Raw genomic sequence first — 26,499 nt, forward strand, 5'->3', positions numbered from 1 at the left:
TTAACTTGCTGTTCTTAATAGTCTATCCAAAAGACAAGCATTCTTAATCTCATTCATTTTTATGAAGAAAACCCAAATACTTTGGCTGGCCTCTGCCTTGACCGGAGTGGTTGTGGCGGGCTGTTCTAAACCTGCGGTACAGCAGGCGTCTACCACCCAAACTCCTGCGGCTAGTGCCTCTGAACCAGAGGTAAAAGGAATTGGCCTGAACATGGCTAACCTGGACCGTAGCGTTTCGCCTTGCGAGGATTTTAACCTGTTTGCCAACGGTGGCTGGCTGAAAGCCAATCCTATTCCGGCCTCGGAAAGCCGCTGGGGCAGCTTCAATGAGCTAGCCGATAACAACAACAAAACCTTACGCTCCGTGGTAGATGCCGCCGTGCGCGTAAACAATGCGTCTAAAGGTTCTTCTACCCAGTTGGTAGGCGATTTCTACGCTGCCGGTATGGACTCTGCCGCCATTGAGCAAGCCGGGCTTACCCCCTTGAAGCCGGAGTTGGACCGCATCAACGCGGTGAAAGACCGGGCATATTTGCTGCAGACCATGGCGCATTTGAAGACCATTGGCAGAGGAGGCGTTTTTGGCTTCTATGTGGGCCAAGACGATAAAAACAGCACCCAGTACATTGTGAACATCACACAAAGCGGCCTGGGACTGCCAGACCGGGATTATTACACCAAAACCGATGCCCGTTCACAGAGCGTGCGCCAGGAGTACCAGAAGCACGTAGCCAACATGTTTCAGTTGCTGGGCGACAACGCCGCCACGGCACAGAAGAACGCGGCCAAGGTGATGGAGCTGGAAACCCGTCTGGCCAAAGCGTCTATGACCCGCGTGGAGCAGCGCGATCCGCACGCTACCTACAACAAAATGACGGTAGCCCAACTGCAGAAACTGGCGCCTAACTTCAACTGGCCTACGCTGCTGAAGAACCTGAACACTGCCAGCGCCAAAGAAGTAATTGTGGCTCAGCCTAACTTCCTGAAAGAAGCCAACACCATGCTGGCCTCAGTGCCAGTTTCAGACTGGAAAACCTACCTGCGCTGGCATCTGGCCCGCACCTCGGCGGCGTATCTGCCCCAGGCCTTTGTGCAGGAAAGCTTCAACTTCAACAGCAAATTCCTGAGCGGCGCCAAAGAAATGCAGCCCCGTTGGAAGCGCGTGCTGCGCATGACCGATGCCACCATCGGTGAAGCCCTTGGGCAGGAGTACGTAGAGAAAGCCTTCTCGCCGGAGGCCAAAGCGAAAGCCCTGGAGATGGTGAACAACCTGCGCGCGGCGTTCCAGGAGCACGTGAAAAACCTGGACTGGATGAGCGATGCCACCAAGCAACAGGCGTTGAACAAGCTGAATGCCTTTGCGGTGAAGATTGGCTACCCAGACAAGTGGGAAACCTACGAAGGCCTGAGTGTAAGCCGTACTTCTTACCTGCAGAACGTTCTCAATGCGTCTCGGTGGGCTTACCTGGACAACGTGAACAAACTGGGTAAACCGGTAAACCGCGCAGAGTGGGGCATGACACCGCCTACCGTGAACGCGTACTACAACCCGTCTATGAACGAGATTGTGTTCCCGGCCGGTATTCTGCAGCCTCCGTTCTTTGACCCCAAAGCCGATGACGCCGTGAATTACGGGGGTATGGGCGCCGTAATTGGTCACGAGTTGACCCACGGGTTTGATGACCAGGGAAGCCAATATGACCCGGAAGGGAACCTGCGAGACTGGTGGACCGCCGAAGACAAAGCCCGCTTTAAGGAGCGCACCAACCTGGTGGATCGTCAGTACAGCGCCATGCAGCCATTGGACAGCGTGTTTGTGAACGGTAAACTGACCATGGGCGAAAACATCGCCGATATTGGTGGTCTGAACATTGCCTTCACCGCTTTGCAGAAAGCCATTGCGAACAAAAACGTGGGCAAAATTGATGGTTTCACCCCAGAGCAGCGTTTCTTCCTGGCCTGGGCCCAGATCTGGAGAACCAACGCCACGGAGAGCTTCCTGCGCCAGCAAGTATTGACCGATCCGCATTCTCCGGCTTCTTTCCGGATCAACGGACCATTGTCTAACATGCCGCAGTTCTACAAAGCCTTCGGTTGCGGACCGGGCAACAAGATGTACCGTCCGGAAGCAGAGCGGGTACACATCTGGTAATCCCATTTCAAGGCTTATTTAGCTAAACCACACAAAAAACGCACCTCAGAAATGGGGTGCGTTTTTTATTGTAGCCTACAGGAGATGTTACCTGATCACCCGAACCTTCATCCCGATGTCTTTCACCGGCCATTTGGTTTGGTCTACCGGTACGGCGGCAATGCTGTCTACTACTTCCATGCCTTCCACCACTTCCCCAAAGACCGTAAAGGTCTGGTCCAGGTTAGGGGCTCCGCCTACCGTTTTATAGGTGTTTTTCTGAGCCGGGGTGAGTTTCAGTTTGTATTCCTGGATATTGGCCTGCAGTTCATGCTCGGGCAGTTTGTGGCCCTGCACAATGTAGAAGTCTTTGTTGGAAGACATGCGCTCAGGGTTTTCCTTGTCGCCATAACGGGCCATGCCCACCGCACCACGTTTGTGGAAGTAGTGGGGCTGTATCTCGGGCGGAATGCGGTAGGAGCCAATGCGCATGGTCTGGAAATCGGAGCGGCCGCCCTGGATCATGAAATCCTTCTCTACCCTGAAGAACACCGTTTTGTCAAAGAACCCATAGTTAGCCAACCGCACAAAATTGGCGCGGTGCAGCGGCGTGTCTTTGTACAGCCTGATTTTGATGTCGCCTTTGGGTGTGCTGATGAGCACCAGGGTATCGTTAGGGTGGGCGTTGCCATAGGCGGTAAGAGTATCTACCACTATCTCTTGGGTTAACTCAGTGGGCACAAAAGGAGCGGGCTTTTGGACCACCGGGGCTTGCTCCTGTTTCTGCTGGCACGCAGCCAAAGCCGCCAGGCCAAGTAGAAAAGGTATTTTCTTGGAAAAGAGAAAAGACAAAGAGGCCATTTGCTAGTTTTTATCTGCTTTCTGGTGTTTGGTAAAGCTATACGTTGCGGGGCAAAAACCCAAAAGAGGGAGGCTAAGCACGATTTCTTTAAATCTTATAGTTCAGGAGAGTTCGCAGGGAAGGATTAAAGAATATAGCATTATTGAATTTAAGGCGGCTGTTTACGTTGAAAATAATTGAAAGATTCAAAGAAATGGGGTTGTGCTAAAGGTTTCTTTCTTCTATATTCGTTAAGCTCAGTTGAGCTATAAATCCTATTCCAACCTAACAAACAAAACAACCCCTTCTATGTTAAAAAATTACATTTCAGTAAAGCAGTTAAAATTCTTTATTGGGGCAGCGATAATTGCGGCCTCGTTTTCCTTACAGAGCTGCGAGCAGGTAGAAGACGCTGCCCAGCCAGAAGAAATTGTAGCGCAGTCTAACAGCGGCGACCTGATTGCCGGTAAGTACATTGTAGTGTTGAAAGGCAACAGCGGCTTGCGTTTAGCGGCCAACGCGACTTATGCCGAGCGCCTGCGCCAGGTAAAAGGTTTCGGGCAGCAGATTCTTCGTGAACGCGGAATCAGGGCAGAGGCCATTGAGCAGTCTTTCGGGAAAGTATTGCAGGGCTTTAGCGCTGACCTGTCAGATGCCGAAGTTGAAAAGTTACGCCGCGACCCGCGTGTAGCCTATATTGAACAGGATAAAATCATCAGCTTAGGCAAGCCGGCCGGGGGAGGGACAGCGCAACCCGCGCAGGAAGTGCCGTACGGCATCAACCGCGTAGGCTACGCCGATGGAACCGGTAAAACGGCCTGGGTAATTGACTCCGGCGTAGACTTAGACCACCCAGACCTGAACGTAGACGTGGCCCGTAGCCGCACGTTCATCACCTCCGGCTCAGATGCAAACGATGCCAATGATGGTAACGGGCACGGATCACACGTAGCGGGCACTATTGCCGCCAAAAACAACACCATTGGTGTTGTTGGAGTAGCTTATAACGCTACAGTAGTGGCTGTGAAGGTATTGAATTCAAGAGGAAGCGGCTCTACGTCTGGCGTTATTGCGGGAGTTGACTATGTGGGCGCTAACGGCAAACCCGGCGATGTAGCCAACATGAGCTTAGGCGGTGGTGTGTCTACCACCCTAGACAATGCGGTGATCAATGCCGCCAAAAGCGGAGTTATCTTCTGCTTGGCCTCTGGTAACGAGACCGATGATGCCAACAACCACTCTCCGGCCCGCGCCAACGGTGTGAACATCTACACCATCTCGGCCATGAACAGCACCGATACTTGGGCTTCGTTCTCTAACTACGGTAACCCGCCGGTAGATTACTGCGCCCCTGGGGTAAACATCAAATCTACTTGGAAAGACGGTGGTTATAATACCATCAGCGGTACCTCAATGGCTACACCGCACGCTGCAGGGGTGATGCTCATCACGGGCGGCAACCCAACTACCAGCGGGTTTGTGAAAGCTGATCCAGATGGCAACGCAGATCCTATCATCCATCTGTAATCTATGGGATAGACATAAAAAAGGGAGCCTTGTATAAGGCTCCCTTTTTGTTTTGCGCCAGTTCTGGAAAAACCGGGCTGTAAACGGATGTAGTTCTGGCGTTGGTGTTTCAATGGCTGATACTCAGGAATGTGCAAGAAATAAGTTAACCTGATTTGCGGCAGAGACTCTAAGCAAGTTCCTATTTTGGGGTTGGTTTTTAGAAAGTAGCCCTGAAATAGAAGATTATTCAGCTTTAGGATCTTCGCAGTTGATGTCGCGGAACACCTGGGTGATGGCATCCTCGGCGGTGCGAAGTTTCTGCTTGCATAGCTTGATCAGCTCAGACGAGCGCTGCACCTTTTGGGTGAGTTCATCCACGTCTACATCGTCGTTCTCAATGGCCTTCAAAATGGCCTCTAGCTCCTGGGTGGCTTGTTTATAGGTAAGATTGTTCATATCGGTTCTATCTTTGAATTAAGAATTGGTTCTGCAATAAGAGGTCAAAAGAAGTGTTTTTGATTCTCAATTGTCCATTCTTAATTCTGGGTTAATTAAAAAGGTCTGGTTCTTTGGTTTTGGTGACTTTACTGATCACGGAGCCCGCCAGCAACCTGGTTTGCAGGACATCGCCGGGAGTTACCTGGTCTAAAGACCTAAGCAGTTTTCCGTTCACGTAAGTGAGGGTGTACCCGCGCATCAGCATAATTTCCGGGTCGTTGGACCGCACGTCCATTTCCAGCAATTGCAGTTGGTGGGTTTTGATCTGTAGATGGTCTTTGGCCCCGTAAATTAACCGCTGCTGGTTTTTCTGGAAATGCAGCTGCGCCTGCTGGATGCGCTGTTTGGCCGATAACTGCAGGCAATGCTCCACGTGGGTGAGCTTTCGCTGGCCAGCTTCCAACTTTTTAAGGGTGTTAGTTTCCAGTTGCAGGAGGTAATGCTCTTGTTTCACCTCTTTCTGCTTCAGCAATTGCTCCACCGCATGAGTGAGGCGTATTTCCTCGCACATGACATGCCGCTGTTCCTGGGTAAGGTACTTTTGCGGTTTGTCAGACAGGGTGCGCGTCTGGCATTCCAGTTGAAACTGGCGGCGGTGCAGGTAGCTGTTGGTGCGTTGCTGAATCTGGGCGGCCAGTAATGCCACGCGGCGTTCTTGCGCTACGGCCAGGGCGGTGGCAGCATCCTTGATTTGGAGAAAAACACCTTCTACGGCAGCTTCAAACTCATTCAGGCGGTCAATGAGGTAGGCCGCTACGGCGGTAGGCGTCTTCAAGGGCGTGTGCGCCACCAGATCTGTGATGGACTCATCGCGCTCGTGCCCAATTCCGGTTAAAATGGGCAAAGGCATCTGTGCCACGGCGGAAGCCAGCTCATAATGGTCAAAGCACAGCAAATCGGTCTGGGAACCTCCGCCCCTGATGATGATGACCGCGTCAAAGGCCTGCCGTTGCAAGGCTACCCTGGAAAGCGCCGCTTTAATGGAGGGAACCGCTTCAATGCCCTGCACACTGGCTTCAAACAGGGTGAGCTGGAACGCATACCCAAACGGGTTGTTAGCCAACTGCGAGACAAAGTCCTGGTAACCGGCAGCAGTAGGCGAGGAGATAATGGCCAGACGTTGCGGCACCTCGGGTAAAACCTGCTTTTTGTTTAGCTCCAGCAAGCCCTCGGTTTGCAGGCGGGCAATGGTTTCCTGCCGCTGCCGGGCCAGATCGCCTAACGTATAGGTAGGATCAATGTCATGGATCTCCAGGCTGAACCCATATAACTCATGGAACCGGGGGCTGGCGTTGAATAGGATCTTAAGCCCCGCCCGGAGCGGATGCCCGGTCTGCGCCTCAAAATACTGGGCAATTTCCTGGTACTGGCGTTTCCAGATGGTACCCCGGGCCTGAGCGGTTAAAGTGCTTTTAGAGCCGGGTTCTTTGTCGGTGAGGGTGAGATAGCAGTGGCCGCTTTGGTGATGCACCCGGGCCTCGGAAATCTCCGCGATGATCCAGTACCGGTGCGGCAGCGCGTTCTCAATTTCCTCGCGCAGGCGGCGGTTGAACTCATAGAGCGTAAAGGGCCGGTTTGTGCTAACCGTAAACGATATTTCTTCGCGATAACTCTGAAAATATGTCCCCATTCCGTGCGCTCCTCTTAATTTCCGTCACCTAAATTACGGTTTTTATGAATGCTGCCAATTGATTGGCTAAAATTTTAAGCATTCTTTCTGCCGGATTAGTAAAGGTGAGAAAGATGAAAAGATGGTTAAGTTAAGTTTTCAGTTGTTCGCAAAATATGCTTTCCCTTTGCATTGTTTTAGGCTACCTTCTGACTACCAAATAGTTGATGTATACGGCGCTTCAGGGCGGTGACCGTTTCAGAGCTGTTTTATACAAATTAGAGCAAAAACGGAATTCCGGAGAAACGCACCATCCAGGAAAAGCAGACCAACAGCCCTGATTAAAAAAAGTTGGTCATGGAAGTTCAGGGCTGATGTATTCCGGGCATTAAGGAATTAGCTGGCGGAGAGGCAGCTTAAAGAATAGTTTTGCTTAATGTTGAAATTATTTCTAAAGTGCAAATCCTTAGGGGGCCTCTTCGCGTTTTAGGAATCATTCCTACCTTTGGTAACCCATAGACCTTAGAGGCCACGCTTCTCAGCAGAAACTGTATGTCAACACTAGTACTTAGCGAAATTTATATTTATCCTATTAAATCCTTAGGCGGCATTTCCCTAACCTCGGCGGAAGTAGAGGAACGCGGACTGAAATATGATCGCCGGTGGATGCTGATTGATGAGAGTGGCATTTTCCTGACCCAGCGTAAACTAGCCGGCATGGCGCTTCTGCAGGTATCCCTGGCCCCCGAAGGCCTGGTAGTGACGCATAAAACCAAAGACATTCCTGCGCTGGTGGTGCCGTATGAAACGCACAGCACCCGTTCTACCCTGGTTACCGTTTGGGACGATATCTGCTTTGCCTACATTGTAAGCCCCGAGGCGAATGCCTGGTTTTCTGAAGTGCTGGAAATCAGCTGCCGCCTGGTGTACATGCCGGAGAACTCCATCCGATTGATTGACCCAAACTACGCCAAGCACAACGAGAAAGTGAGTTTCTCAGACGGGTATCCCTTCCTGGTGATAGGGCAGGAGTCTTTGAATGACCTGAACAGCCGTCTGGAGCAGCCGGTGCCTATTAATCGGTTCAGGCCCAACTTTGTATTTACCGGCGGATTGCCTTACGCCGAGGAGAAGTGGAAAACCTTTAAGATTGGCAATGTGCTGTTTTACGGAGCCAAGCCCTGCGGCCGCTGCACCGTGACCACCATAGACCAAAACACCGCCCAGGCTAGCCAGGAACCGCTGAAAACCCTTTCTACGTACCGGAAACAAGGAAACAAGGTAATCTTTGGGATGAACCTTATTGGGTTGTCTACCGGCACCATTGCCGTGGGTGATCGCATTACGGTTATGGAAGCAGCCTCTTAGTTTGCGGAGTCTGCCGCTCAGTTTCCTCAGGAAGGTTACCTGCCGTTGTTTTAGCCTTGTTTTACAGAAAACAGCTGCAAAACAAACGTGCGTTCAGTGCTTGCTAAGAGAACCGTTCTAGTGTAATTTGCGTGCTTTTAAGCCAACTCCCAACCACTTCTTTACATGGTGCACACAGATGATGCCTATGCCACCACAGGCTATGATGAATTGCTGGATGCTGTTTACCTGAGATACAAACGCAAGGGAACGTCGGCGGAATTCAGAGACGCAAACCTGCGCGTTGTGGCCAGTATGGCAAAAGCCCCCTCGCACCGGTTGTTTGTGGATGTGCGGGAGATGGGCATAGTAGCCCCGGAAGACCAGAAATGGGTGGCAAACGTGATTATTCCCCAACTGGCCCAGCATGCCCCGGAAAATTACGTGTACATTGCCCTGGTGGTGCCAGAGAACATCTTTACCAAATTAGCGGTAACAACGGTAGAGGAAATCTCTAACGGAAAAGGCATCTGCCTGAACCGGCACTTCGCTTCCCAAACTGAAGCCAAGCGCTGGCTTGCCGGGCAAACCATGCAGGTCAGCAAATAAATTATTTTACATTCTTTAGCCGCCATTCGTCATGACGCAGCATAGCCTTTACCTCATCAAGACAACTACCGGAGAAGAGCTGGACTTAACGTACGCCAAGGAACTCCGCAGTAATAACCTGTATCCCTTCGGGATTCATAATTACGCTATTTACCGCACGCCCGAGGGTGTGTATGTGAAAGGAACCAACAACGGCAACGTGCACCTCATGCTGGACCAGTACGAGGTGCTGGATGAACAAGCCGCCACTACGTATGTGCACCCCCATCATCGGATAGAAGACTAGCGCCTGCGTCTACTTACAGGGTTATCCTGCGTACAATAAACCCGGTTGCGGCAGAAGGAATCTTCTCTGGCGTAATCGGGTTTATTGTATATAAAGTAGTACATCAAAAATGCGATTTCAGATTCATTATAAACGCCCCCACACGTCGCTTCTTTTCATAGTGTTAGGCATTCTTTTCTTATCTTCCTGTAGTCCGCAGCAAACGCTGCGGGGAGTTTTCAAGAAGCAATCTCCTTACGAGAAATATGAGGCCGGGCTGAAAGAAGCCAAACTAGACCAAACCGCCTTGGGGCAGCAATGGAAAACAGCCGGTGAGCGCGCCCTGCAGCAACCTGTACCGGTAACGCTTCCCTTCAAAGAAACCGGCTATTTCCCCGCCGATAAACCCATGGCGGCCGGTTACCAGTTCTCCATAAAGAAAGGACAAAAGGTAGCGGTGAAGGTGGAGACCCAGGGGAATAATGCCCCGCAGGTTTTTGTTGACCTCTTTGAGGCTAACCCAGATAACGCCGCTGATCCTAAGCAGGTCTCCTACGCAGACTCTACCGCTACTTCCCTGGAGTACGAGGTAGAGGAGGAACTGCCGCACTTGCTGCGGGTACAACCTGAGTTGCTGAGAGGCGGGCAATACACCGTCACCATTGAAACCATGCCTACACTGGCTTTCCCGGTGAAGGGCAAAGACAGCCGCGCAGTGCAAAGTTTCTGGGGAGCTGACCGAGATGCCGGCGCCCGGAAACACGAAGGCATTGACATCTTTGCCCCACGTAATACGCCGGTGGTAGCCTCGGTGGAAGGAACTGTGACCAGGGTGAACACCACGCCCATTGGAGGGAAAGTGGTTTGGCTAACTGATATGAAACGCAGGCAAAGCCTGTACTATGCGCACCTGGATAGCCAATTGGTACAGCCGGGGCAGCGGGTTTCCATTGGAGACACGCTTGGGTTGCTAGGAAACACCGGCAACGCCATTTCTACCCCGCCGCACCTGCATTTCGGGATTTACCGGTTTGGAGAAGGCGCGGTTGATCCGTTCCCGTATGTGCATAAAGACCGTACAACTCCTGCTTCTTTGAAAGTGGACGAGAAAAAGTTTGGAGACTGGGCCCGGATTGCCAAGTCCAATGCTGCCCTTAGGGTAGCCCCCACTTCAAAGGCTGCTACTTTGCGCACGCTTTCTCAGCACGCCCCGCTACAGATCTTGGCGGGTTCTTCTTCCTGGTACCGCGTAATGCTCCCAGACGGGCAACAAGGCTATTTAGCGGCTTCTTTGGTAGAAACCCTGGAGAAACCGATCAGAGCCGTACGCTTACGCCAGCAGGCTCCTTTACTGGATGCTTCTACCCCGGAGGCGGCTACTCAAAAAAATCTGCAGCCAGATTCAACGGTTAGAGTGCTGGCCAAGCAGGATACTTTCCTGCTGGTGAAAGATTCTAACGGAACCACCGGCTGGATTTCGGCCGATATGGCACAGTAAACCTTCCTGATTTATCTTGTTTTTCCATCGGTCCAAGGGGGAACATTCCCCCTTGGTTGCCGTACCTTCCCAAAATGAACTACTGGCAAAAAGTAGTCTTTTCTATTCCTCTTTTTACGTTTTAGAAGTAGTATGTAGACCTAAACTTCCTGCTATGGCCAATATCTGGGCAGTAAACAGCGCTCACTCCTACATTTCTGTGGAATATGTAGCCGAACATGATTGGTTCTATGTGAAGTGGTCTGGGCACATTAACCCCGATGATGTGGTCAAAGCCGCCAATACCTACCTGAAGCTGCAGGAAGAGAAACGCTGCGCTAAATTACTGAACGATAAAAGCGAAGTAACCGGCGACTGGCAGGAGGCCAATGACTGGCTGCAGTATGACTGGATGCCCCAGGTGAGCGAAGCCGGCCTGAAGTACTTTGCCATGGTACTCTCCCGCGATCTGCATGATCTGGCTCCCGCCCAGGATCTGCAGCAAAGGCTAGCTCCCATCTGTACCGTAGAACTCTTCCGGGACCTTGCCTCCGCTGAACAGTGGCTGGATGCCCAGCCTGAATAACCCAGGTCTATTTTACGCCCTTATACAAATCTTTGGCGTCTTTTCCGGTTTCCAGGGCCAGGTACTCTGCCTGCAGGGCTTTTATCTTAAGCTTGTCTTTGGCCGGAATCTGGTCTTCTACCTGGTCTTTCTTCTTGTTTAACTGAGAGTAAATCTCGTCTACGTAATCCCAGTCAGAAGCCGTCCAGGAATCGCGGCGCATGCGCACGTTCTGCACAAACTGGGTATATACGTCCCGCATCTGCTCCGCCGTGAGATGCGCTGCCAGGGCATTCGCAGAGCCTAGTAATTCCTGGTTGAACCGCTTGAGCGTATCCTGACTTAAGGGCGTGCTGGTGCGTTTCTGGTTGTTGGCCTCCCAGGTCTCGTATTTCCGTCTCAGTTCTTTGTATTCCTCTTTAGACTCCGCCGAAAGGCTGTCAAGCCGGGTGTCTAGTTTGGCGGTTTTCTGCTTGAACTCTTCTTTGATATCTGACCACTTGGCGTTAGCCGTGTCGCCGTCTGCTTTGCTGGTCTTTCCCTCAATCCAGTCCCTGAACTCCGCTAAATCTTCTTCTGCCCGGGTCTTAGGCTGGTTGTTAACCTCTGTGTTGGCAGGGGAGGTGCGATCACAGGCGCTGCCGCCTGCTAAAGCAATCAGAAATGCCAATATGCCGATGTATCTGGTGGTTCTCATATAGATATCTCTTTTTCTCTATGTATACGGGAATCTTAGGACCTGGATAATTATATCTCCGTACTTTCCGCAGAAAGAAGGTGGCCGTAATGCAAATACTAGAAGTACGCACCTTTGCGGAAACCAAAATCTGCCCTAAACAAAAAGAGCGTTTTCAGGCCCTTTTTGAGGAAGTAGCCTAAAAACGCTCTTCAATTAATTCTTGCTTTCTGGTCTAAAACAGACCGAACAGCTCAATGTTGATGCGGTCAATGATGGTTCCCAGATCTTCTGGGTTCTGCACGAAGTCCATCTGGTTGACGTCTACCACCAATAGTTTTCCGTGCTTGTAACCGGCTATCCATTGGTCATAGTGCTCGTTGAGGTTCTTCAGGTACGCCAGGGAGATGTTGTCTTCGTAGTCGCGGCCGCGTTTCTGAATCTGGCCAATAAGTTTCGGTAGATCGGCTTTGAGGTAGACCAGCAGATCAGGGGCTTTCACCATCCTGGTCATGGAGGTGAACAGGTTGAAGTAGTTCTGGTAATCGCGGTCGCTCATCATGCCAGACTGGTGCAGGTTTTTGGCAAAAATGTACGCGTCTTCGTAAATAGTGCGGTCCTGCACTACGCCGTTTGTACGTTCATTGATCTGCAGCACCTGGTTAAAGCGGCTGTTCAGGAAGAAGACCTGTAAGTGGAATGCCCAACGGGGCATGTCTTCGTAGAAATCTTTTAAGTAAGGGTTATCGTCAACGGCTTCCAGGAAAACCTCCCACTTGTAATGCTGGGCCAGTTTAGTGGCTAAGGTGGTTTTTCCGGCGCCAATGTTGCCTACAATTGCAATATGCATGTGCTCTATCTGCTGGTGTTAAATGCGGACGGCAAAAGTACGGCTTTCAGCGCAGATTTTTCTAGCCCATCCTTCATCTAAAAGGCAAAAAAGCAGTGGTTTTGCTAACAGGCTCAGGCAATTTTTTCCTGTACCCACTCCACCACGTTCATGAGGGAGATCCTGATTTTGGTCAGAAGCAGGTCCTTTTCCTGTAGGTTGCCCTTTTTCCAAGCTTTCAGTTCACGCTTCAGTTGCTTGTTTTCGGTTTTGGTACGCGGGGTGGAGAGCAGCTTATCCAGGTCAGGTTTGCCGCCGTCTACCCAGCAGGTGTACCAGAAAGAAGCGGTCCGCTCGGCGGCGGCTCTCATGCGGTCCTGCACCATGGTGCCCAGGGCTTGGTGGTAGGCGCTGGCGAAAGCATCGGTATAGTTTTTACGGGTACGGCCGTTGCGTTCTGTAATGGTGAACTTGGTAGCGTCTGTAAAGTTCTGGCTGGCTTGTTTTTCAAAGGACAATACCTGGGGCACCAGTTTGTGCGACTCCCGCACTACTTGCCAGATCTCGTGCTCTGGGTTGCTCAGGTACTGCGCTTTGGCATGCTTGAGGTTGTAAGTGGCCAGGTGTTGTTCTGGTAGCTTGGATTCCCACAAGCTGTGCAAGCCGTGCTGGCCGGTGAGTTGCCCGTCATGGTTCAGGCTGGTGTGCAGGGGAACGTGCGCGTCCTGAATGTAGTGGGCCAGGTCAGCGGAGTAGTAGAGAATGCTATCGGTGTCTTTCCGATAGAAGGCTTGCGTTAAGAGACCTTTGATCCTCACCACTTCCCAAGGCACAATGCCGTATTTGTTTAAGCTGTCTTTGCTGTATTTGGCCGCGGCGGCAGACCAGGCCTCGGGCATTTCCTGCAATACATTGGATCCGAAGGCCTCCAGGTCTATGTAGTGCTTATGGGCTTCCTCCGGGTCTGAGTTTCGGCGCTCATCTGGCCGCACGGCAGTTTCCACCAAAGTAGCCATGTGCCGGTGGTAGAAAGCCTGCATGGCTTTGGGGAGCGCGTAAATGGCCAGTTGCTGAATAACTTTGTGGCCGAAGAAGCCCCAGCTATATCCTAAAACAGAACAACTTAAAACTAAAGCTAAGACTAATAGAACTTTACGCATTGCCTCTAATGGTGTAATTCTTAAATATTACAATTATTATTGAAATATTGATACGCGTACTTCCTCTTGTTCTAGGTAACCAACAGCCCGGGTTTTTACAGATTCAGATGCATAATGTAGTCATTCAAGGTGAATCTGCCAAAAGGAATGTCTACAATCTGTGAAATCTTGAACCCGTTCTTTGAATAGAAGTGCTGGGCCGGATTCTCCCGGTGCACGTTTAATTCCAATTTAATTCCGCCTTGGCTTTTAACTCGTTCTTTCACTTCTTCCAGAAGTTGTTTGCCAAAGCCTTTTCCTTGAAAATCAGGGTGTATGTAAATTTTGTTGAGCTTGAAAAGCTGCTGTTCTGCATCAAGGAGAGAGAAAGCCGCGAAGGCTGCAGGGGTTCCGTTGTCCTGAAGCAGGAGAAAGGTTTGCCCTTCATCCATTTGTTTTTGCAGAGAGTCTATAGAGTAGATTTCCTCCAGCATGAACTCAATCTGTTCCCGGGATAAAATGCTTTGGTAGGTGGGGTACCAGGTGGCATGAGCAAGTTGCCGGATAAGAGCTGCATCAGTAGTAGGCCGAACCACGATAGATTCGGTGGAAAAGGAAGAAGTATTCATTACCTGTATTAATAGGTTTGTAAGTAAGACCCACCTGGCAGGACTGAGGCTAAACTGATGAAAAGTATCTAAGCCACAATCTCTTACAAGCGGGCGTAATCTTTCTGCCTGCGTAGAGCTATGACAAAAATAGAGAGGAAAACCCCTAGGTGAGCTGAAAAACTTTGCCCGCCATGAGTTTTCTGTGAAGATTCTTTATAAGGTCCTTTTCCATCTTAATTTCAGGCTACTCTTCCGGGTATCGGCAAACAGAGCTGTTTACAGGCTCTATTCTTCAGAAAAGGAGGAAAATGAAAAAGCTGCTTTCTGGCTCATTGAGGCCGGAAAACAGCTTTTGAAAAATCGGGAGGGAGTCGCTTACCTGAACTTGTATCCCAGTGATAGCTGGAACACGTTGTTTGCGTGGCTTATGCCGCTGTCACTGTTATCTCTGGTATCTGAAAGCCCCAGGTTGTACCTGGCCGAAACCTGCCAGCTGGAGACATCATAGCCCAGGCCTAAGGCAATGGCACCATCGTACCGGTTCCGGTTCTCCGTAATATCACGCGAAACTTTTCCTTCTCTGCGATTAGCGGCCAGCAAAACCCCGAACTGCGGCCCTACCTGCGCGTGCAGTCCGCCGGAGATATAGCCTTTGAAAATCAGGGGTACGTTGAGGTAATGGTAGGTATACACAAAGTCATCTGTTTCCACACCCTGCTGTGAGTACAGGACTTCGGGCTGTAACGCAAAGCTCCGGGAGATAGGAGTGGAGGCGAAACCACCCACATGAACCCCCAAACGAGGGTGTAACTCGGTATTTGGTATTCTGACGGAGGAGACGTTCAAACCTCCTTTAATTCCCAACCTGGTTTGAGCCTCGGCCCCAAATGCACCCAATACCAACAGGGCTCCTGCCAACAACAACTTCTTCATAAAATTAAAATTCTGGTATCAGTGGTACGGCTAAAAGCCGGTGAAAGATGCTTTTTCAAAAAGTTTTCCCTAAGCAACTGAAACCCTGTAAAAAGTATCCCGTTAAAGAAGCTGTATATGTTGGTTAAGTAGTGAAAAGCGAATTGATGAAGTAAAAATTGAGCGTTAAAACTGACGTTGAATCTTAAATAAGAGAAGCCGAATTGGTTTAGTTTTTTAAGGGATACGATAGTAGCTTGGTTACACTTTGACAATAGTCACATCAGAAGTAGCATAAACGTTATTTAACCAATATTTTGAAAAGCCTTCCCAGACGGGGAAGGCTTTTTGCTTTTACAGGCTATCTGTTTTCGCTTCCTTTTGCCCAAAGAAGGCCGAAAAAAAAACACCGCTGCCTCCCTGCAAAGGAAACAGCGGTGTCTTCTGATCTGGTAAAAAGGTTTCTTATTCCTCAATCTTCCGGAAGCGGTTCCCGAAGAGGTAATACACAGGAATTCCCACGCCCACCAGAATCAGGCCGGGCCAAGAGTAATTGGGTTTGTAGATCAACAGGATAACGCAGATAAACGTGGCCATGAGGATGTAGAGCGCGGGCAATACCGGGTATCCAATGGCTTTGTATGGCCTGGGAGCGTCTGGCATGGTGCGGCGCAGCACAAAAATGCCGGCAATAGTGAGAATATAAAAGAGCAACACGGCAAAGATCACGTAGTCCAGCAGGTCTGAGTACCGACCCGACAGACAAAGCAGGCTGGCCCACACGCACTGAATAGCCAAGGCCGCGCCCGGTACGCCATTCTTGTTCAGTTTGGCCATGTTTGGGAAAAACAAGCCGTCTTTGGCCATGGCGTAATACACCCTCGGCGCCGAAAGAATGACCCCGTTATTGCAGCCAAACGTGGAAATCATGATCAAAATAGCGATGGCGATGGTAGCTGGTGCGCCGCCAATCACCTCGGCCACGGCGGTGCCCACGCGGTCATTGCTGGCAAACTGCAGGCCTCGGGTTAGTGCATCGGTGCCGGTTGGGTCACCCTGTAACGGCAGAATGGTGAGGTACACCACGTTGATCAGTACGTACAGAATGGTCACAATTCCCGTCCCGATGGCCATGCTGAGCACGATGGTGCGTTTGGGGTTCACAATCTCATCGCCGGAGAACCCGATGTTGTTCCAGGCATCGGAAGAAAACAACGACCCGATCATGGCCGTGCCAATACCCACCATCAAGGCCCAACCCGACAAGGTGGTGCGCGTGATGGCTCCGGTTTCTTTGTCCAACACCACCGATTGGGCATCCCACAGGTTAGAGAAGTTCAGGTCAATCACCTCAGGGTTAGTACCCAGCAACAGACCAAAGCCCAACAGCGCAAACAGCGCGATAAGCTTGGTGCTCCCGAAGATGTTCTGGATAATAGTTCCGTTCTTTACGCCTTGCTGGTTCACCAGCGTGAGCAGCACAATGGAGGCAATGGCCAGCAACTGCACCGAGGTAAATATGAGGTGAATAGGGGTTTCATTTATATAGATGTAACCCAAATCAATCAGCACGTTGTCTTCTGAGAACCACGGCACCAGCACGCCGGTAAAACGCGCAAACGCCACGCCCACAGCCGCAATGGTGCCGCTCTGGATCACCAGGAAAAGGGTCCAGCCGTAGAGGAACGCCACCAGTGGGCCATAGGACTCCCGCAGATACACGTACTGGCCGCCCGCGCGCGGCATGAGGCTTGTGAGTTCGCCGTAACTCAGGGCCCCGGCCAGGGTCATCAGACCCGTGAGCGCCCATACCAGCAGCAGGTAACCCGCGCTGCCCACAGACCGCCCAATATCGGCGGAGACAATAAAAATACCGGAACCAATCATGGAACCGGCCACCAGCATCACGGCATCAAATAACTTGATCTCGCGTTTGAATCCCGTAGAAGTTTGGGTCATAGAAGGATGTAGCTATTGAAAAGAGGTTGAATTTGGAAAAATAGCCTGTAAAAAGAAAAGGCGAAGACATAGCCTCCGCACCTTTCAAGATTCTGGGTTGCTTTTCAGCCTGTACCTTAGACTTTGCGCGGTGGTAATTCAAACGCCACGGCATCGTGCTCAAAATGGCCTTTGTGAGAACCGTCGCAGAACGGCTTGTTTTTGGAAAGACCGCAACGGCAGAAAGAAACAACTTCTCTGCCTTGCAGGTTGTACTCGTTTCCTTGCGGATCAACTACGTAAAAATCGCCTTCTACCTTCAGAGAGCCGTTATTGTTGACAGTTATTTTGGTTTTCATGCTGTTTTTCAGAAATAAAGGGTAAAACGGTAAGTGAATCTGAGACACAGAACCCGGCCAATTCCTGGGTAAACCGGATTGACTGGTTTTGCCTCGTTTCAAAGATAAAGCTTTTGCCTAAAGCGTAACATCAAATCAGAGGTTTCTGGGCGTAAACGGGCTATTTCAGAATCATTCTAAAGGAAGTTGGGGTACTGGGTGGGCAGCACGGCGGAACAGATTATAAGAGCAGAGTTTGCATGGCGTCCGTATTTTTCGCTGTTTTAACCCGTACAACAAGCCTTGCGTAAGTAAAACCGCAGGGTTTGATGAAGTAAATACCCTGTTTAACCTTTAAAAGCATTATGAAAAACAGACTTTTTACCCAAGCCATGGCCGCTTGTGTGGCTGTAGGAGTATTAGGTTCCTGCGTATCTTCCAAAAAATATAAAGCCGCGTTAGCCGAGAACAGATCGTTGGTGGTGCTTCAGGACGAGCTTACCCGCCAGAAAGCCGAGCTGGAGAGCGAGCGAGCCCGCCTGCAGCAAGACAAAGAGCGCCTGAACCAGGAGAAAGCTGATCTGGCCGCCCAGAACGCTTCCACGGAGGCTTCCCTGAGAACCAACCTCACAAACAAAAGCCAGCAGGTAGACAAGCTGAGCGCCGACCTGAAAGCCCGCGAAGCCCGCCTGGCCGAGATGCAGCGCATTCTGGACGAGAAAGACCGCGCCGTAAACAACCTGCGCAAAACCGTGAGCAACGCCCTGCTGGGTTTCAAAGCCTCTGACCTGACCGTAGATGTGCGCAACGGCAAAGTGTACGTGTCTTTGTCAAACCAACTGCTGTTCAAGTCTGGCTCCACCAAAGTAGACGCCCAGGGGCAGGAGGCGCTTAAGAAACTGGCCAGCGTGTTGCAGAACCAGCAAGACGTAAACGTGCTGGTAGAAGGCCACACCGATGATGTTCCCGTAGCCAAAGGCACCGCCGGCATGCAGGATAACTGGGACCTGAGTGTGCTGCGCGCCACTGAGATCACCCGCATCCTGACTGAATCCGGGGTTTCGCCGCAGCGGGTAACGCCATCGGGTCGTTCCAAGTACGTGCCTATTGACCCGGCTACCACCGCCGAGGCCCGTCAGAAAAACCGCCGCACGGAGATCATCCTCACGCCAAAACTAGACGAGCTCTTCCAGATTCTGGAGCAGAACTAATCATTGACTACTGGCTAAGCTTTGCCTCATGCCCGGCAATTTTGACAGTCTCTATAAATGCAGTGAACCCCGCCAAGGTGAAATACCTCAGGCGGGGTTCACTGCTTTTAGCGTGTTTAAAGGAAATCTGGCCAGAAACAAAATAAGGCTTCTATAAACAAAATGCCCGTGCTATTCTGGCGTTGTTCTTGCTGTAAGCTAAAGGTGCTTTCAGAAAAATAGATACCTTTGATTAAGCTACCTACAACCCTTTATTAGAAAAAACTATGCAAAAAGGAAAGATTTTGGCGCTGCTGCTGGGGCTGACGGTTTCCTTCGGAACCACGGCCTGGGCTCAGGAAAGTGCTGTCAATAAACCAGCCACCTCTCAGGATACCGGGGCAGAGCAGGATTTACGCAACTTCAAAGAATGGGTGAAAACCCAGTCAGACAAGATTGCCACCACCACCCGCGCCGAGTGGCCTACCATCAAAAGTGATTTCAACCGGCAGGCCAATAAAATTGAGAACAGTTTCCAGAACCTGTCAGAAAACTCCAAGCGGGAATTTCTGGAGCTGAAAACCAGGTTCCAGGAGCTGGAATCCCGGCCCATGGCCGATGAGGTTCCGTTACAGGCTGAGGAAGTTAGGTTGCGGGAGAAGGAGTTGCTGGGCTCGTTCGGGAATGTGCAGAACATCAGTTCCATCCACATGCGTGAAGCCTATATCCGGTTTATGCAGAACGTGCGCACCAAGCGCCACAACTGGACCGCCCGCGACTGGGATTACGCCGAGTACATCCTCCAGAACCTGGGCAAGCGTAAGGCCGCCGTGGAAGAGAAACTCTCTACTCTGGATGAAATCAAAATCAGGACCCTGGTTGGCGAGTTCTACACTTTGCGCTCTGGGCAGGAGTTCAAAGAACAGCAAAGAGCTAAAAAACAGACTCCTTAGGCAGGAGTTTGGACTTTATAAAAAAGACCGGAAGCTGTTTCGGGGCTGTTCTCAAAGAAACAGCCCCGAAACAGCTTCCGGTTTATAGAGATAACGGTTATTGTTGCGGTTGGGTGCTGTCGCCTAACTGCTGATTTTTAGTAGTTCGGGAGTCTGAGTTATTCTGTTCGCCGCGGGTGTCTGAATTACCCACGCTGGTTTGGGTTTTCTCGGTAGCAGATGCACCGGTTGTATCGTTTTGGTTGGCGTTTACAATACTGGTATTGCTGTTAGGGTTGCTGGAGTTCTGCTCGGCATCAGTAGCCGCAGAAGTAGTGTTCTTTCCAGACTGGGCATCGCAGGCAACGAAACCGGTCATGCCAGCCATTGCCAATATCATCATTAGCTTTTTCATAGTCAGTATAATTTAAGGCTTTGCTTCAGCTTCTCTTAACTGATAAACCCCCTAAAAAGTTATAAGAGCCTTACCTCCTGATGATAAAGATTCAGCAATAGCTTTGTTCTTCCAAGATAGAGCAATTCAAAGGTGGGTGGTGCTGGTTTCCAGTTAGTTTTAAGCTCCTTTTCAGAAACAGGGCCGCAAAACAGCCAAAGTGGGCAGTGGGGTAGAAAAGGATACCAGATTGAGGCGTAAGAACCAGCGCAAATCCTCGTTTTACTATCCTCAGTTGATGTAAAAATCCATAGCTTTACCGTGGGATGTCCTGGGCAGTTCCTGTGCCTGGCTTTCCGTTTACTTTGACCTTCTTTTTTTAATTGATATGACATCTGTACGTGCTCTGGTAGCCGGTTTTCTTCTGACCTGCGGAATGGGCGTTTCTGTGGCTAAGGCGCAGGCCCCCAGAAAACCCGATGCCGCCGATATCAGGCTGGCGCTGGAGAAATTGAATGTGCTGGGCAGTGTGCTCTATTTTGCCGCCCACCCCGACGACGAAAACACCCGCCTCATTGCCTACCTGGCCAACGAGCGGAAATACCGCACCGGTTATCTTTCCCTCACCCGCGGCGATGGTGGCCAGAACCTGATTGGGCCGGAGATCCGCGAGGAACTGGGTATCATCCGGACGCAGGAACTGTTGCAGGCCCGTAGGGTAGACGGCGGCGAGCAGTTTTTCAGCCGCGCCAATGACTTCGGGTTTTCCAAGAACCCCGCCGAGACCTTCACCATCTGGGACCGGGAACAAGTACTGGCCGATGCCGTGTGGGTGATCCGCAAGTTTCAGCCCGATGTGATCATTACCCGTTTCTCGCCGCAGCCAGGCGGTACGCACGGGCACCATACGGCCTCGGCCATCATCGCCCTGGAAGCCTTTGAAGCCGCCGCCGATCCCAAGCGTTTCCCAGAACAGTTGAAAACCGTACAGCCCTGGCAGGCCAAGCGCATTCTGTGGAATACCTCCTCGTTTTTCTACGGCCAGGGCCAGAAGTTTGACACCTCTGATAAATTGATGGTGGATGCCGGCGTGTACAATCCGCTGCTGGGTAAATCGTACAACGAGATTGCCGCCCAGAGCAGAAGCATGCACAAAAGCCAGGGCTTTGGCAGCAGCGGTTCCCGCGGCGAAGCGGTGGAATATTTTGAGTTCCTGAAAGGGGACCGGGCCCAGAAGGATTTGCTGGAAGGCGTGACTACCACTTGGAGCCGCGTTCAAGGCAGTACCGAGGTGTCTAGGTTGTTGCAACAGGCTTTGAAAAGCTATGATGCGGCCAACCCCGCGGCCTCGGTTCCATTGTTGCTGAAAGCCAACACAGCCTTAGCCAAACTACCAGATACTTACTGGAAACAGGTAAAACAACGGGAATTGCAGGACGTGATCAAAGCCAGCCTGGGATTGTACCTGGAGGCAGCTTCGGCGCGTGATTTCACCGTAACGCCGGGTGAGCCGGTGGCCCTGCAACTGGAAGCGGTGAACCGTTCTGCCGTGCCGGTCACGCTCACCAAAGTAGAGTACCTGTTTTCCAAAAAAGACACCACTCTGCAGCAGAAGCTGGAGATGAACAAGCCCTGGATTGTGCGTACCTCGGTGCCCATGCCCACCGCTACGCCGTATTCCCAGCCGTACTGGCTGCAGGTTCCCGGCACCACCGGCATGTTCCGGGTAGATGACCCGGCGCTGATTGGCTTAGCCGAGAACCCGGCTGCTGCGCAGTTACGGATGTATTTGACAGTACAAGGCCAGCCCTTCATGTTTACCGTGCCCGTGGTCTATAAACGCACCGACCCCGTGGAAGGCGAGCAATACCGTCCGTTTGAAGTCACGCCGCCGGTTTTTGTGAACATCACCGAGAAAGTGTATGTCTTCGCCGATGCCCAGCCCAAGCCGGTAACGTTGCGGGTGCGCGCCGGACAAGACAACCTGGAAGGCCAGGTAAGCCTGCGCCTGCCCGAAGGATGGCGCGCTGAACCGGCTTCGGCTCCTTTCAAACTTACCCAGAAAGGGGAGGAGCAGACGTTTACGTTTCAATTGTTCCCGGGAGGTGCCCAGACCGAGAGTACCATCAGTGCGGCCGTGACCACCCGGGGCCGTACCTACACCCAGGGGCTTAATACCATCAACTATCCGCACATTCCGGCCCAAACCCTGTTCCCGGAGGCTGTAGCCAAAGCGGTAAAACTAGACCTGAAACGCAAAGGGCAACGCATTGGCTATCTTATGGGAGCTGGCGATGAAGTGCCCGCCAGCTTGCAGCAGATTGGGTATGACGTAGAACAACTGCAGGTAAACAACCTTAGTGCCGCTTCTTTGCAGAAGTACGATGCCGTGGTGGTAGGAGTTAGAGCCTATAATACCCTGGACCGCCTCAAGTTCCAGCAGCCGCAGTTAATGGAGTACGTGCAGAACGGCGGTACGCTGGTGGTGCAATATAATGTAAGTAACGGCTTGGTGACCTCGTCCATTGGTCCGTACCCCATCAGGCTCTCCAATGACCGGGTGACGGTGGAAGATTCTGAGGTCCGTTTCCTCAAACCGAACCATCCGGTGCTCAACTCGCCCAACAAAATAACCGAGCAGGATTTCCGGGGCTGGGTGCAGGAGCGTGGGCTGTACTTCCCTAACCAGTGGGGACCTGAGTATGAAGCCATCCTCTCATCCAATGACCCAGGCGAATCACCCAAAGACAGCGGCCTGTTAGTGGCTAAGTACGGCAAAGGCTACTTTGTGTACACGGGTTACTCATTCTTCAGGGAATTGCCCGCCGGGGTTCCCGGGGCTTACCGCCTGTTCGTGAACCTGCTTTCTTTGGGCAAATAACGTTTCGGAGCTGATTTTCAGAAATCAGCCCCGAAATGGCTCACCGTTCACCTCTGCAAAGAAGGAGGTTAGCATACAAAAGGAGGGCAAAGCACGTTCTAACAAGGTGCGCCGGTTTTCGGCCTGTTTTCTGCAAAAAGCGCCCAAACCAATCATCAAAAATTTATTACCAGATAAGAACCCCACTACTATGACCAAAGGCGATATAGATCCACCTCCTTTCTTTAAAAGCTGGACTGCTATGTATTGGTTGGTCATAGGTGTGCTGGCGGGGCTGGTGGGTTTGTTTTACCTTATCACCATCGCCTATCAATGAGCACGCTGGATTGGGGAGTACTCATAGGCACTATTGCGTTCATTGTGCTGTACGGCGTCTGGAAAACCCGCAAAACCCAGCACATGTCTGGGTACCTGCGGGCCGATAACACGGAGCGCTGGTGGATGATGGGCCTTTCGGTGATGGCCACGCAGGCCAGTGCCATTACCTTTTTGTCTACTCCAGGGCAGGCTTTTGATGACGGCATGCGCTTCATTCAGTTCTACTTTGGGTTGCCGTTAGCCATGGTGGTGCTGTCAGTAACGGCCATTCCGCTGTATTACCGGCTCAAAGTATACACCGCCTACGAGTACCTGGAAAGCCGATTCGATCTGAAGACCCGTTCTCTGGCAGCTATGCTTTTTTTGCTGCAGCGGGGGCTCTCTACCGGTATCACCATTTACGCCCCGGCCATTATTCTTTCGGCCATTTTAGGTTGGAACCTGACGGCTACCATTCTGTTTATTGGCGTGGTGGTAACGTTTTACACCGTGGTAGGCGGCACCAAAGCCGTGAGTCAGACCCAGCGCCTCCAGATGGCCGTGATGCTGGGTGGCATGCTGGTGGCGGCCATTGTAGTGGTACGATTGCTGCCCAACGGGATTGGCTTCTCTGAGGCCATGGAAGTAGCCGGCCAAGCTGGAAAACTGAACCTGGTTGATCTGAGCTTTAACCCCAGTGATCGGTACAATCTATGGTCGGGGCTGATTGGCGGTTTTTTCCTTTCGCTCTCATACTTCGGTACAGACCAATCGCAGGTGGGGCGCTACCTGGGCGGCGAAACCATCGCCCAGAGTCGTTTGGGATTGCTCATGAACGGGCTGGTAAAGGTGCCCATGCAGTTCCTGATTTTGCTGGTGGGAGTATTGGTGTTTGTTTTTTACCAGTTTTATGCGCCTCCGCTATACTTCAACCAGCAACAGGCCGCCAATGTCTTAGCCTCAGATAAAGCCCCGGAGTGGCAGCACCTGGAAACCGAGAACCAACGGGTTTTCCAGCAGAAGAAGACCGCTTCCTTAGCCCTGGTACAAGCACACCAGGCCGGCGACGAAGAGGCGGAAGAAGAAGCCGCTGCTTTGATGAACCAGGCGGAGGAGAAAAGAAAGGAGCTTCGGGCAAATGCCCAGAAATTGGTGAAAAACTATAACCAGGGCACTGACCTGAAAGACACCGATTACGTGTTTCTCACCTTTGTGACGCAGCAACTGCCTAACGGGTTGGTGGGGCTGCTCTTGGCGGTGGTGTTGTGCGCGGCCATGGGAAGCACCGCCTCGGCGTTTAACTCTTTGGCCTCCACTACGGTGGTAGACGTTTACAAACGCTCCCTGTACCCCAAGGCCTCTGATGACCATTATGTACAGGCTTCCCGCTGGTTTACGGTGGGCTGGGGGGCGGTTTCCATCTTATTTGCCTTGTTTGCCTCGCAACTGGAAAATCTTATTCAGGCGGTTAATATTTTGGGTTCTTTGTTCTACGGTACTATTCTGGGAGTCTTTATCGCCGCCTTTTACTTCCGGCGGTTAACGGGTAGTGCGGTGTTCTGGGCAGCCATTATCACACAGTTTATTATATTCTTGCTGTACTTCACCACTCAGATTGCGTATTTGTGGTACAACCTCATTGGTGTGGCATTGGTGGTAGGCATTGGATTTATGCTGGTACCCTTGCTCCCCAAGCGGGGTTAAGCCGTACCTGTCATTTAACTGAACCTACTTCCATGAGTACATGCTTCCAGGAGTTACAGCACCTTATCCAAAACCGAAGGACCGTTAAACCGCCCCAGATGAACGGCGAGGAGATTCCGGATGACCAGATCCGGCAAATCCTGGCACTCGCCGATTGGGCTCCCACGCATGGCCACACTGAGCCCTGGCGCTTTGTTGTGTATGCCGGCCCGAAGGTGAAGGATTTCTGCGCTGCCCATGCGGCACTCTACCGAAGCGAAACGCCCCCAGACAAGTTCATGGAGATGAAGTTTGTGAAACTACTCCATATGGGCGATATGGCCTCGCATGTGCTGGTGGCCTATATGCGACGGGGCGACTTGCCCAAAATACCCGCTCTGGAAGAAATTGCCGCCACCTCCTGCGCCATTCAGAACTTGCTTTTGGGCGCAACTGCCTTGGGTATTGCCACCTATTGGGGTTCAGGAGGCATGGCTTACCACCCGGCTATGAAAGAGATGCTGCAGTTGCGGGAAGAGGATCTGGTGTTGGGTATCCTGTACCTGGGATACACCGATAAAGCCGTGCCGGAAGGGAAAAGGACGGTTGCCCTGGAAGAGAAGGTGCGTTGGATGTAACCGGTTTATTTGTACTATGCCCATAAAAACAAAGCCCGCTGACAGAACATCAGCGGGCTTTGTTTTTTGCCTGTTTTAAGGGAAACACCCCTCAAACGTTATTTTTTGTTTTTGATCTCAGCCAGCAGCTTTTCGTTCAGGGCTACGTAGTCGCTGTTGTTTTCTTTTTTAGCCAGTTCAATAGACTTCTGGGCAGTGGCAGTAGCTCCTTTGTAGTCGTTCAGTTTCGCCTGGATTTTGGCTTGTTGGTGCAGCGTCCAGAATTTAGGATCTTTCTCATTGGCTTGTTTCATCCAAGCCAAAGCCTGCTTCAGGTCTTTGTTGTTGTCTGCGTAATAGGATGCTGCCGCCGCGTACAGACCAGGCGTTACATTGGTGCCGTTCACTACTTTCTCCTGAATCTGAGCCATTACTCTGGTATCCACATCGGTGGTGATTTTCACCGGAACCAGCGTGTTTTCCCACATGATTTGCATGGTACCGCCATTGTTGGTCAGGTCAGCAAAACCGATGGTGAACGTCTCTACTTTGTCGCTCAGTTTTTTTGCGTTCACTTTGAAGCGTACCAGGTCTTCTTCTGGTTTGTAGTCATTGCCGCCATCGCCCCAGTGCTTGGTGTTCTTGTGGATGATAACTGTCCACTCTTTCTCACCCGGAATGGTGTACAGGGCATACTGACCAGCCGGAACCTTGTTTCCTTCCAGCATCACCTCATCAGAGAAGGTAAGTTTGGTAGAGGCGTTTGCCCCTGTGCGCCAGATATCGCCATAGGCCTCCAGATCACCGAAGATCTTACGCCCTTTCATGCTCGGGCGGGAGTATTCCACGGTTACATCGGTCAAGCCGATAGTCTGCTTGATGGTGGCTGCCGGGCTGGCAGATGGCATTTTGATCTGGGCAGAGGCTTCAGCCCCCATCAGAAACACGGCAAGGGCAATGGCCCATACCATCTTAAGAGAAAATAGGTTTTTCATGGTGCTATATGTTCAGATTTCAGTACTAGATCTGGCTGTAATATTAAGCAAAATCTGGCAAATATGATGAGAACATAAGCCTAGGAAGCCGTCTTTCTACTGCTTAATAACGCAGCATCCATTGGTGACTGTTAGTCCCTATCTGTTCTGTGATGTGGTTTGATGGCTATGTGCCCCTTTATAGAAATCAAATAGCAAAGTATGATATAAGATTCT

25 protein-coding genes are annotated in these 26,499 nt (G+C 51.3%); 13 read left to right on the forward strand and 12 right to left on the reverse strand.

What is annotated here, in order from left to right:
* Window positions 1–61 precede the first annotated feature (61 nt).
* Window positions 62–2,152: a M13 family metallopeptidase gene (locus JT719_RS21515; protein WP_207435817.1), complete on the forward strand. Its 2,091-nt coding sequence runs from the start codon at window positions 62–64 to the stop codon at window positions 2,150–2,152.
* A gap of 87 nt (window positions 2,153–2,239) precedes the next feature.
* Here the strand turns inward: JT719_RS21515 and JT719_RS21520 are convergent, their stop codons facing one another.
* The gene (locus tag JT719_RS21520; RefSeq protein WP_207435818.1) at window positions 2,240–2,992 is read right to left on the reverse strand and encodes a peptidylprolyl isomerase; all 753 of its coding nucleotides are present in this window, start codon (window positions 2,990–2,992) and stop codon (window positions 2,240–2,242) included.
* A gap of 289 nt (window positions 2,993–3,281) precedes the next feature.
* Here JT719_RS21520 and JT719_RS21525 point away from each other — a divergent pair, with 289 nt between their 5' ends.
* Window positions 3,282–4,499 (forward strand): S8 family peptidase, encoded by a 1,218-nt coding sequence (locus JT719_RS21525; RefSeq protein ID WP_207435819.1) that lies wholly within the window; start codon window positions 3,282–3,284, stop codon window positions 4,497–4,499.
* 225 nt (window positions 4,500–4,724) lie between these two features.
* On the opposite strand, the gene xseB is transcribed toward JT719_RS21525, so the two are convergent.
* Entirely contained in the window at window positions 4,725–4,937 is a 213-nt protein-coding gene (gene xseB, locus JT719_RS21530; protein ID WP_207435820.1) for an exodeoxyribonuclease VII small subunit, read from the reverse strand.
* Window positions 4,938–5,028: 91 nt separating this feature from the next.
* Window positions 5,029–6,609, reverse strand: a complete 1,581-nt coding sequence (gene xseA / locus JT719_RS21535) for an exodeoxyribonuclease VII large subunit (protein WP_207435821.1) — start codon at window positions 6,607–6,609, stop codon at window positions 5,029–5,031.
* Between the two features lie 531 nt (window positions 6,610–7,140).
* On the opposite strand from xseA, the gene JT719_RS21540 reads away from it, so the two are divergent.
* The 5 genes from JT719_RS21540 (at window position 7,141) to JT719_RS21560 (ending at window position 10,872) form a co-directional block, all read left to right on the forward strand.
* Window positions 7,141–7,956, forward strand: a complete 816-nt coding sequence (locus tag JT719_RS21540; RefSeq protein ID WP_207435822.1) for an MOSC domain-containing protein — start codon at window positions 7,141–7,143, stop codon at window positions 7,954–7,956.
* 165 nt (window positions 7,957–8,121) lie between these two features.
* On the forward strand, window positions 8,122–8,544 hold the full coding sequence (locus tag JT719_RS21545) for a hypothetical protein (protein ID WP_207435823.1): 423 nt from the start codon (window positions 8,122–8,124) through the stop codon (window positions 8,542–8,544).
* Window positions 8,545–8,575: 31 nt separating this feature from the next.
* On the forward strand, window positions 8,576–8,830 hold the full coding sequence (locus JT719_RS21550; RefSeq protein WP_207435824.1) for a hypothetical protein: 255 nt from the start codon (window positions 8,576–8,578) through the stop codon (window positions 8,828–8,830).
* A gap of 109 nt (window positions 8,831–8,939) precedes the next feature.
* Complete coding sequence (locus JT719_RS21555; RefSeq protein WP_207435825.1) at window positions 8,940–10,307, forward strand: M23 family metallopeptidase; 1,368 nt, start codon at window positions 8,940–8,942, stop codon at window positions 10,305–10,307.
* Between the two features lie 154 nt (window positions 10,308–10,461).
* Window positions 10,462–10,872, forward strand: coding sequence for a hypothetical protein (locus tag JT719_RS21560; RefSeq protein ID WP_207435826.1), 411 nt, complete (start codon window positions 10,462–10,464; stop codon window positions 10,870–10,872).
* A 7-nt stretch (window positions 10,873–10,879) separates the two neighbouring features.
* On the opposite strand, the gene JT719_RS21565 is transcribed toward JT719_RS21560, so the two are convergent.
* From JT719_RS21565 to JT719_RS21595, 7 genes are all read right to left on the reverse strand, one after another.
* Window positions 10,880–11,548 carry a DUF6565 domain-containing protein gene (locus tag JT719_RS21565; protein ID WP_207435827.1) on the reverse strand — a complete coding sequence of 223 codons (669 nt, stop codon included), beginning with the start codon at window positions 11,546–11,548 and terminating at the stop codon, window positions 10,880–10,882.
* Window positions 11,549–11,762: 214 nt separating this feature from the next.
* Window positions 11,763–12,377 carry a deoxynucleoside kinase gene (locus JT719_RS21570; protein ID WP_207435828.1) on the reverse strand — a complete coding sequence of 205 codons (615 nt, stop codon included), beginning with the start codon at window positions 12,375–12,377 and terminating at the stop codon, window positions 11,763–11,765.
* 113 nt (window positions 12,378–12,490) lie between these two features.
* The gene (locus tag JT719_RS21575) at window positions 12,491–13,516 is read right to left on the reverse strand and encodes a zinc dependent phospholipase C family protein (RefSeq protein WP_207435829.1); all 1,026 of its coding nucleotides are present in this window, start codon (window positions 13,514–13,516) and stop codon (window positions 12,491–12,493) included.
* A gap of 95 nt (window positions 13,517–13,611) precedes the next feature.
* Window positions 13,612–14,124: a GNAT family N-acetyltransferase gene (locus JT719_RS21580; RefSeq protein ID WP_207435830.1), complete on the reverse strand. Its 513-nt coding sequence runs from the start codon at window positions 14,122–14,124 to the stop codon at window positions 13,612–13,614.
* 357 nt (window positions 14,125–14,481) lie between these two features.
* Window positions 14,482–15,039, reverse strand: a complete 558-nt coding sequence (locus tag JT719_RS21585) for a porin family protein (RefSeq protein ID WP_207435831.1) — start codon at window positions 15,037–15,039, stop codon at window positions 14,482–14,484.
* Window positions 15,040–15,483: 444 nt separating this feature from the next.
* Entirely contained in the window at window positions 15,484–16,977 is a 1,494-nt protein-coding gene (locus JT719_RS21590; protein ID WP_207435832.1) for an APC family permease, read from the reverse strand.
* Between the two features lie 116 nt (window positions 16,978–17,093).
* Window positions 17,094–17,315 (reverse strand): CDGSH iron-sulfur domain-containing protein, encoded by a 222-nt coding sequence (locus tag JT719_RS21595; protein ID WP_207435833.1) that lies wholly within the window; start codon window positions 17,313–17,315, stop codon window positions 17,094–17,096.
* A 344-nt stretch (window positions 17,316–17,659) separates the two neighbouring features.
* On the opposite strand from JT719_RS21595, the gene JT719_RS21600 reads away from it, so the two are divergent.
* Together JT719_RS21600 and JT719_RS21605 are read left to right on the forward strand one after the other, a co-directional pair.
* Entirely contained in the window at window positions 17,660–18,505 is an 846-nt protein-coding gene (locus JT719_RS21600) for an OmpA family protein (RefSeq protein ID WP_207435834.1), read from the forward strand.
* 266 nt (window positions 18,506–18,771) lie between these two features.
* Window positions 18,772–19,437, forward strand: a complete 666-nt coding sequence (locus tag JT719_RS21605; RefSeq protein WP_207435835.1) for a hypothetical protein — start codon at window positions 18,772–18,774, stop codon at window positions 19,435–19,437.
* A gap of 97 nt (window positions 19,438–19,534) precedes the next feature.
* On the opposite strand, the gene JT719_RS21610 is transcribed toward JT719_RS21605, so the two are convergent.
* Window positions 19,535–19,831: a hypothetical protein gene (locus tag JT719_RS21610; RefSeq protein ID WP_207435836.1), complete on the reverse strand. Its 297-nt coding sequence runs from the start codon at window positions 19,829–19,831 to the stop codon at window positions 19,535–19,537.
* A gap of 367 nt (window positions 19,832–20,198) precedes the next feature.
* Here JT719_RS21610 and JT719_RS21615 point away from each other — a divergent pair, with 367 nt between their 5' ends.
* From JT719_RS21615 to JT719_RS21625, 4 genes are all read left to right on the forward strand, one after another.
* The gene (locus JT719_RS21615) at window positions 20,199–22,691 is read left to right on the forward strand and encodes a PIG-L family deacetylase (RefSeq protein WP_207435837.1); all 2,493 of its coding nucleotides are present in this window, start codon (window positions 20,199–20,201) and stop codon (window positions 22,689–22,691) included.
* Window positions 22,692–22,881: 190 nt separating this feature from the next.
* Window positions 22,882–23,007, forward strand: coding sequence for a hypothetical protein (locus JT719_RS25450; RefSeq protein ID WP_278251894.1), 126 nt, complete (start codon window positions 22,882–22,884; stop codon window positions 23,005–23,007).
* Window positions 23,004–24,692, forward strand: coding sequence for a sodium:solute symporter family protein (locus JT719_RS21620; RefSeq protein ID WP_207435838.1), 1,689 nt, complete (start codon window positions 23,004–23,006; stop codon window positions 24,690–24,692). The genes JT719_RS25450 and JT719_RS21620 overlap by 4 nt, the downstream gene beginning before the upstream one ends.
* Before the next feature lie 32 nt (window positions 24,693–24,724).
* Window positions 24,725–25,309, forward strand: a complete 585-nt coding sequence (locus JT719_RS21625) for a nitroreductase family protein (protein WP_207435839.1) — start codon at window positions 24,725–24,727, stop codon at window positions 25,307–25,309.
* A 98-nt stretch (window positions 25,310–25,407) separates the two neighbouring features.
* Here JT719_RS21625 and JT719_RS21630 read toward each other — a convergent pair whose 3' ends face one another.
* Window positions 25,408–26,283: a DUF2911 domain-containing protein gene (locus JT719_RS21630; RefSeq protein WP_207435840.1), complete on the reverse strand. Its 876-nt coding sequence runs from the start codon at window positions 26,281–26,283 to the stop codon at window positions 25,408–25,410.
* Between the last annotated feature and the right edge of the window lie 216 nt (window positions 26,284–26,499).

It is taken from the genome of Sabulibacter ruber (assembly GCF_017355955.1).
In the GTDB taxonomy this organism is placed as follows: Bacteria; Bacteroidota; Bacteroidia; order Cytophagales; family Hymenobacteraceae; genus Nibribacter; species Nibribacter ruber_A.

Bases quoted from the DNA above. Each gene is read 5' to 3' on its own strand.
- JT719_RS21570 (WP_207435828.1), bottom strand. From the start codon at position 12,377: ATGCATATTGCAATTGTAGGCAACATTGGCGCCGGAAAAACCACCTTA.
- JT719_RS21585 (WP_207435831.1), bottom strand. From the start codon at position 15,039: ATGAAGAAGTTGTTGTTGGCAGGAGCCCTGTTGGTATTGGGTGCATTT.
- JT719_RS21515 (WP_207435817.1), top strand. From the start codon at position 62: ATGAAGAAAACCCAAATACTTTGGCTGGCCTCTGCCTTGACCGGAGTG.
- JT719_RS21540 (WP_207435822.1), top strand. From the start codon at position 7,141: ATGTCAACACTAGTACTTAGCGAAATTTATATTTATCCTATTAAATCC.
- xseB (WP_207435820.1), bottom strand. From the start codon at position 4,937: ATGAACAATCTTACCTATAAACAAGCCACCCAGGAGCTAGAGGCCATT.
- JT719_RS21555 (WP_207435825.1), top strand. From the start codon at position 8,940: ATGCGATTTCAGATTCATTATAAACGCCCCCACACGTCGCTTCTTTTC.
- JT719_RS21575 (WP_207435829.1), bottom strand. From the start codon at position 13,516: ATGCGTAAAGTTCTATTAGTCTTAGCTTTAGTTTTAAGTTGTTCTGTT.
- JT719_RS21590 (WP_207435832.1), bottom strand. From the start codon at position 16,977: ATGACCCAAACTTCTACGGGATTCAAACGCGAGATCAAGTTATTTGAT.
- JT719_RS25450 (WP_278251894.1), top strand. From the start codon at position 22,882: ATGACCAAAGGCGATATAGATCCACCTCCTTTCTTTAAAAGCTGGACT.
- JT719_RS21560 (WP_207435826.1), top strand. From the start codon at position 10,462: ATGGCCAATATCTGGGCAGTAAACAGCGCTCACTCCTACATTTCTGTG.
- JT719_RS21630 (WP_207435840.1), bottom strand. From the start codon at position 26,283: ATGAAAAACCTATTTTCTCTTAAGATGGTATGGGCCATTGCCCTTGCC.
- JT719_RS21620 (WP_207435838.1), top strand. From the start codon at position 23,004: ATGAGCACGCTGGATTGGGGAGTACTCATAGGCACTATTGCGTTCATT.
- JT719_RS21605 (WP_207435835.1), top strand. From the start codon at position 18,772: ATGCAAAAAGGAAAGATTTTGGCGCTGCTGCTGGGGCTGACGGTTTCC.
- JT719_RS21580 (WP_207435830.1), bottom strand. From the start codon at position 14,124: ATGAATACTTCTTCCTTTTCCACCGAATCTATCGTGGTTCGGCCTACT.
- JT719_RS21600 (WP_207435834.1), top strand. From the start codon at position 17,660: ATGAAAAACAGACTTTTTACCCAAGCCATGGCCGCTTGTGTGGCTGTA.
- JT719_RS21525 (WP_207435819.1), top strand. From the start codon at position 3,282: ATGTTAAAAAATTACATTTCAGTAAAGCAGTTAAAATTCTTTATTGGG.
- JT719_RS21625 (WP_207435839.1), top strand. From the start codon at position 24,725: ATGAGTACATGCTTCCAGGAGTTACAGCACCTTATCCAAAACCGAAGG.
- JT719_RS21615 (WP_207435837.1), top strand. From the start codon at position 20,199: ATGACATCTGTACGTGCTCTGGTAGCCGGTTTTCTTCTGACCTGCGGA.
- JT719_RS21550 (WP_207435824.1), top strand. From the start codon at position 8,576: ATGACGCAGCATAGCCTTTACCTCATCAAGACAACTACCGGAGAAGAG.
- JT719_RS21610 (WP_207435836.1), bottom strand. From the start codon at position 19,831: ATGAAAAAGCTAATGATGATATTGGCAATGGCTGGCATGACCGGTTTC.
- JT719_RS21565 (WP_207435827.1), bottom strand. From the start codon at position 11,548: ATGAGAACCACCAGATACATCGGCATATTGGCATTTCTGATTGCTTTA.
- JT719_RS21595 (WP_207435833.1), bottom strand. From the start codon at position 17,315: ATGAAAACCAAAATAACTGTCAACAATAACGGCTCTCTGAAGGTAGAA.
- JT719_RS21520 (WP_207435818.1), bottom strand. From the start codon at position 2,992: ATGGCCTCTTTGTCTTTTCTCTTTTCCAAGAAAATACCTTTTCTACTT.
- JT719_RS21545 (WP_207435823.1), top strand. From the start codon at position 8,122: ATGGTGCACACAGATGATGCCTATGCCACCACAGGCTATGATGAATTG.
- xseA (WP_207435821.1), bottom strand. From the start codon at position 6,609: ATGGGGACATATTTTCAGAGTTATCGCGAAGAAATATCGTTTACGGTT.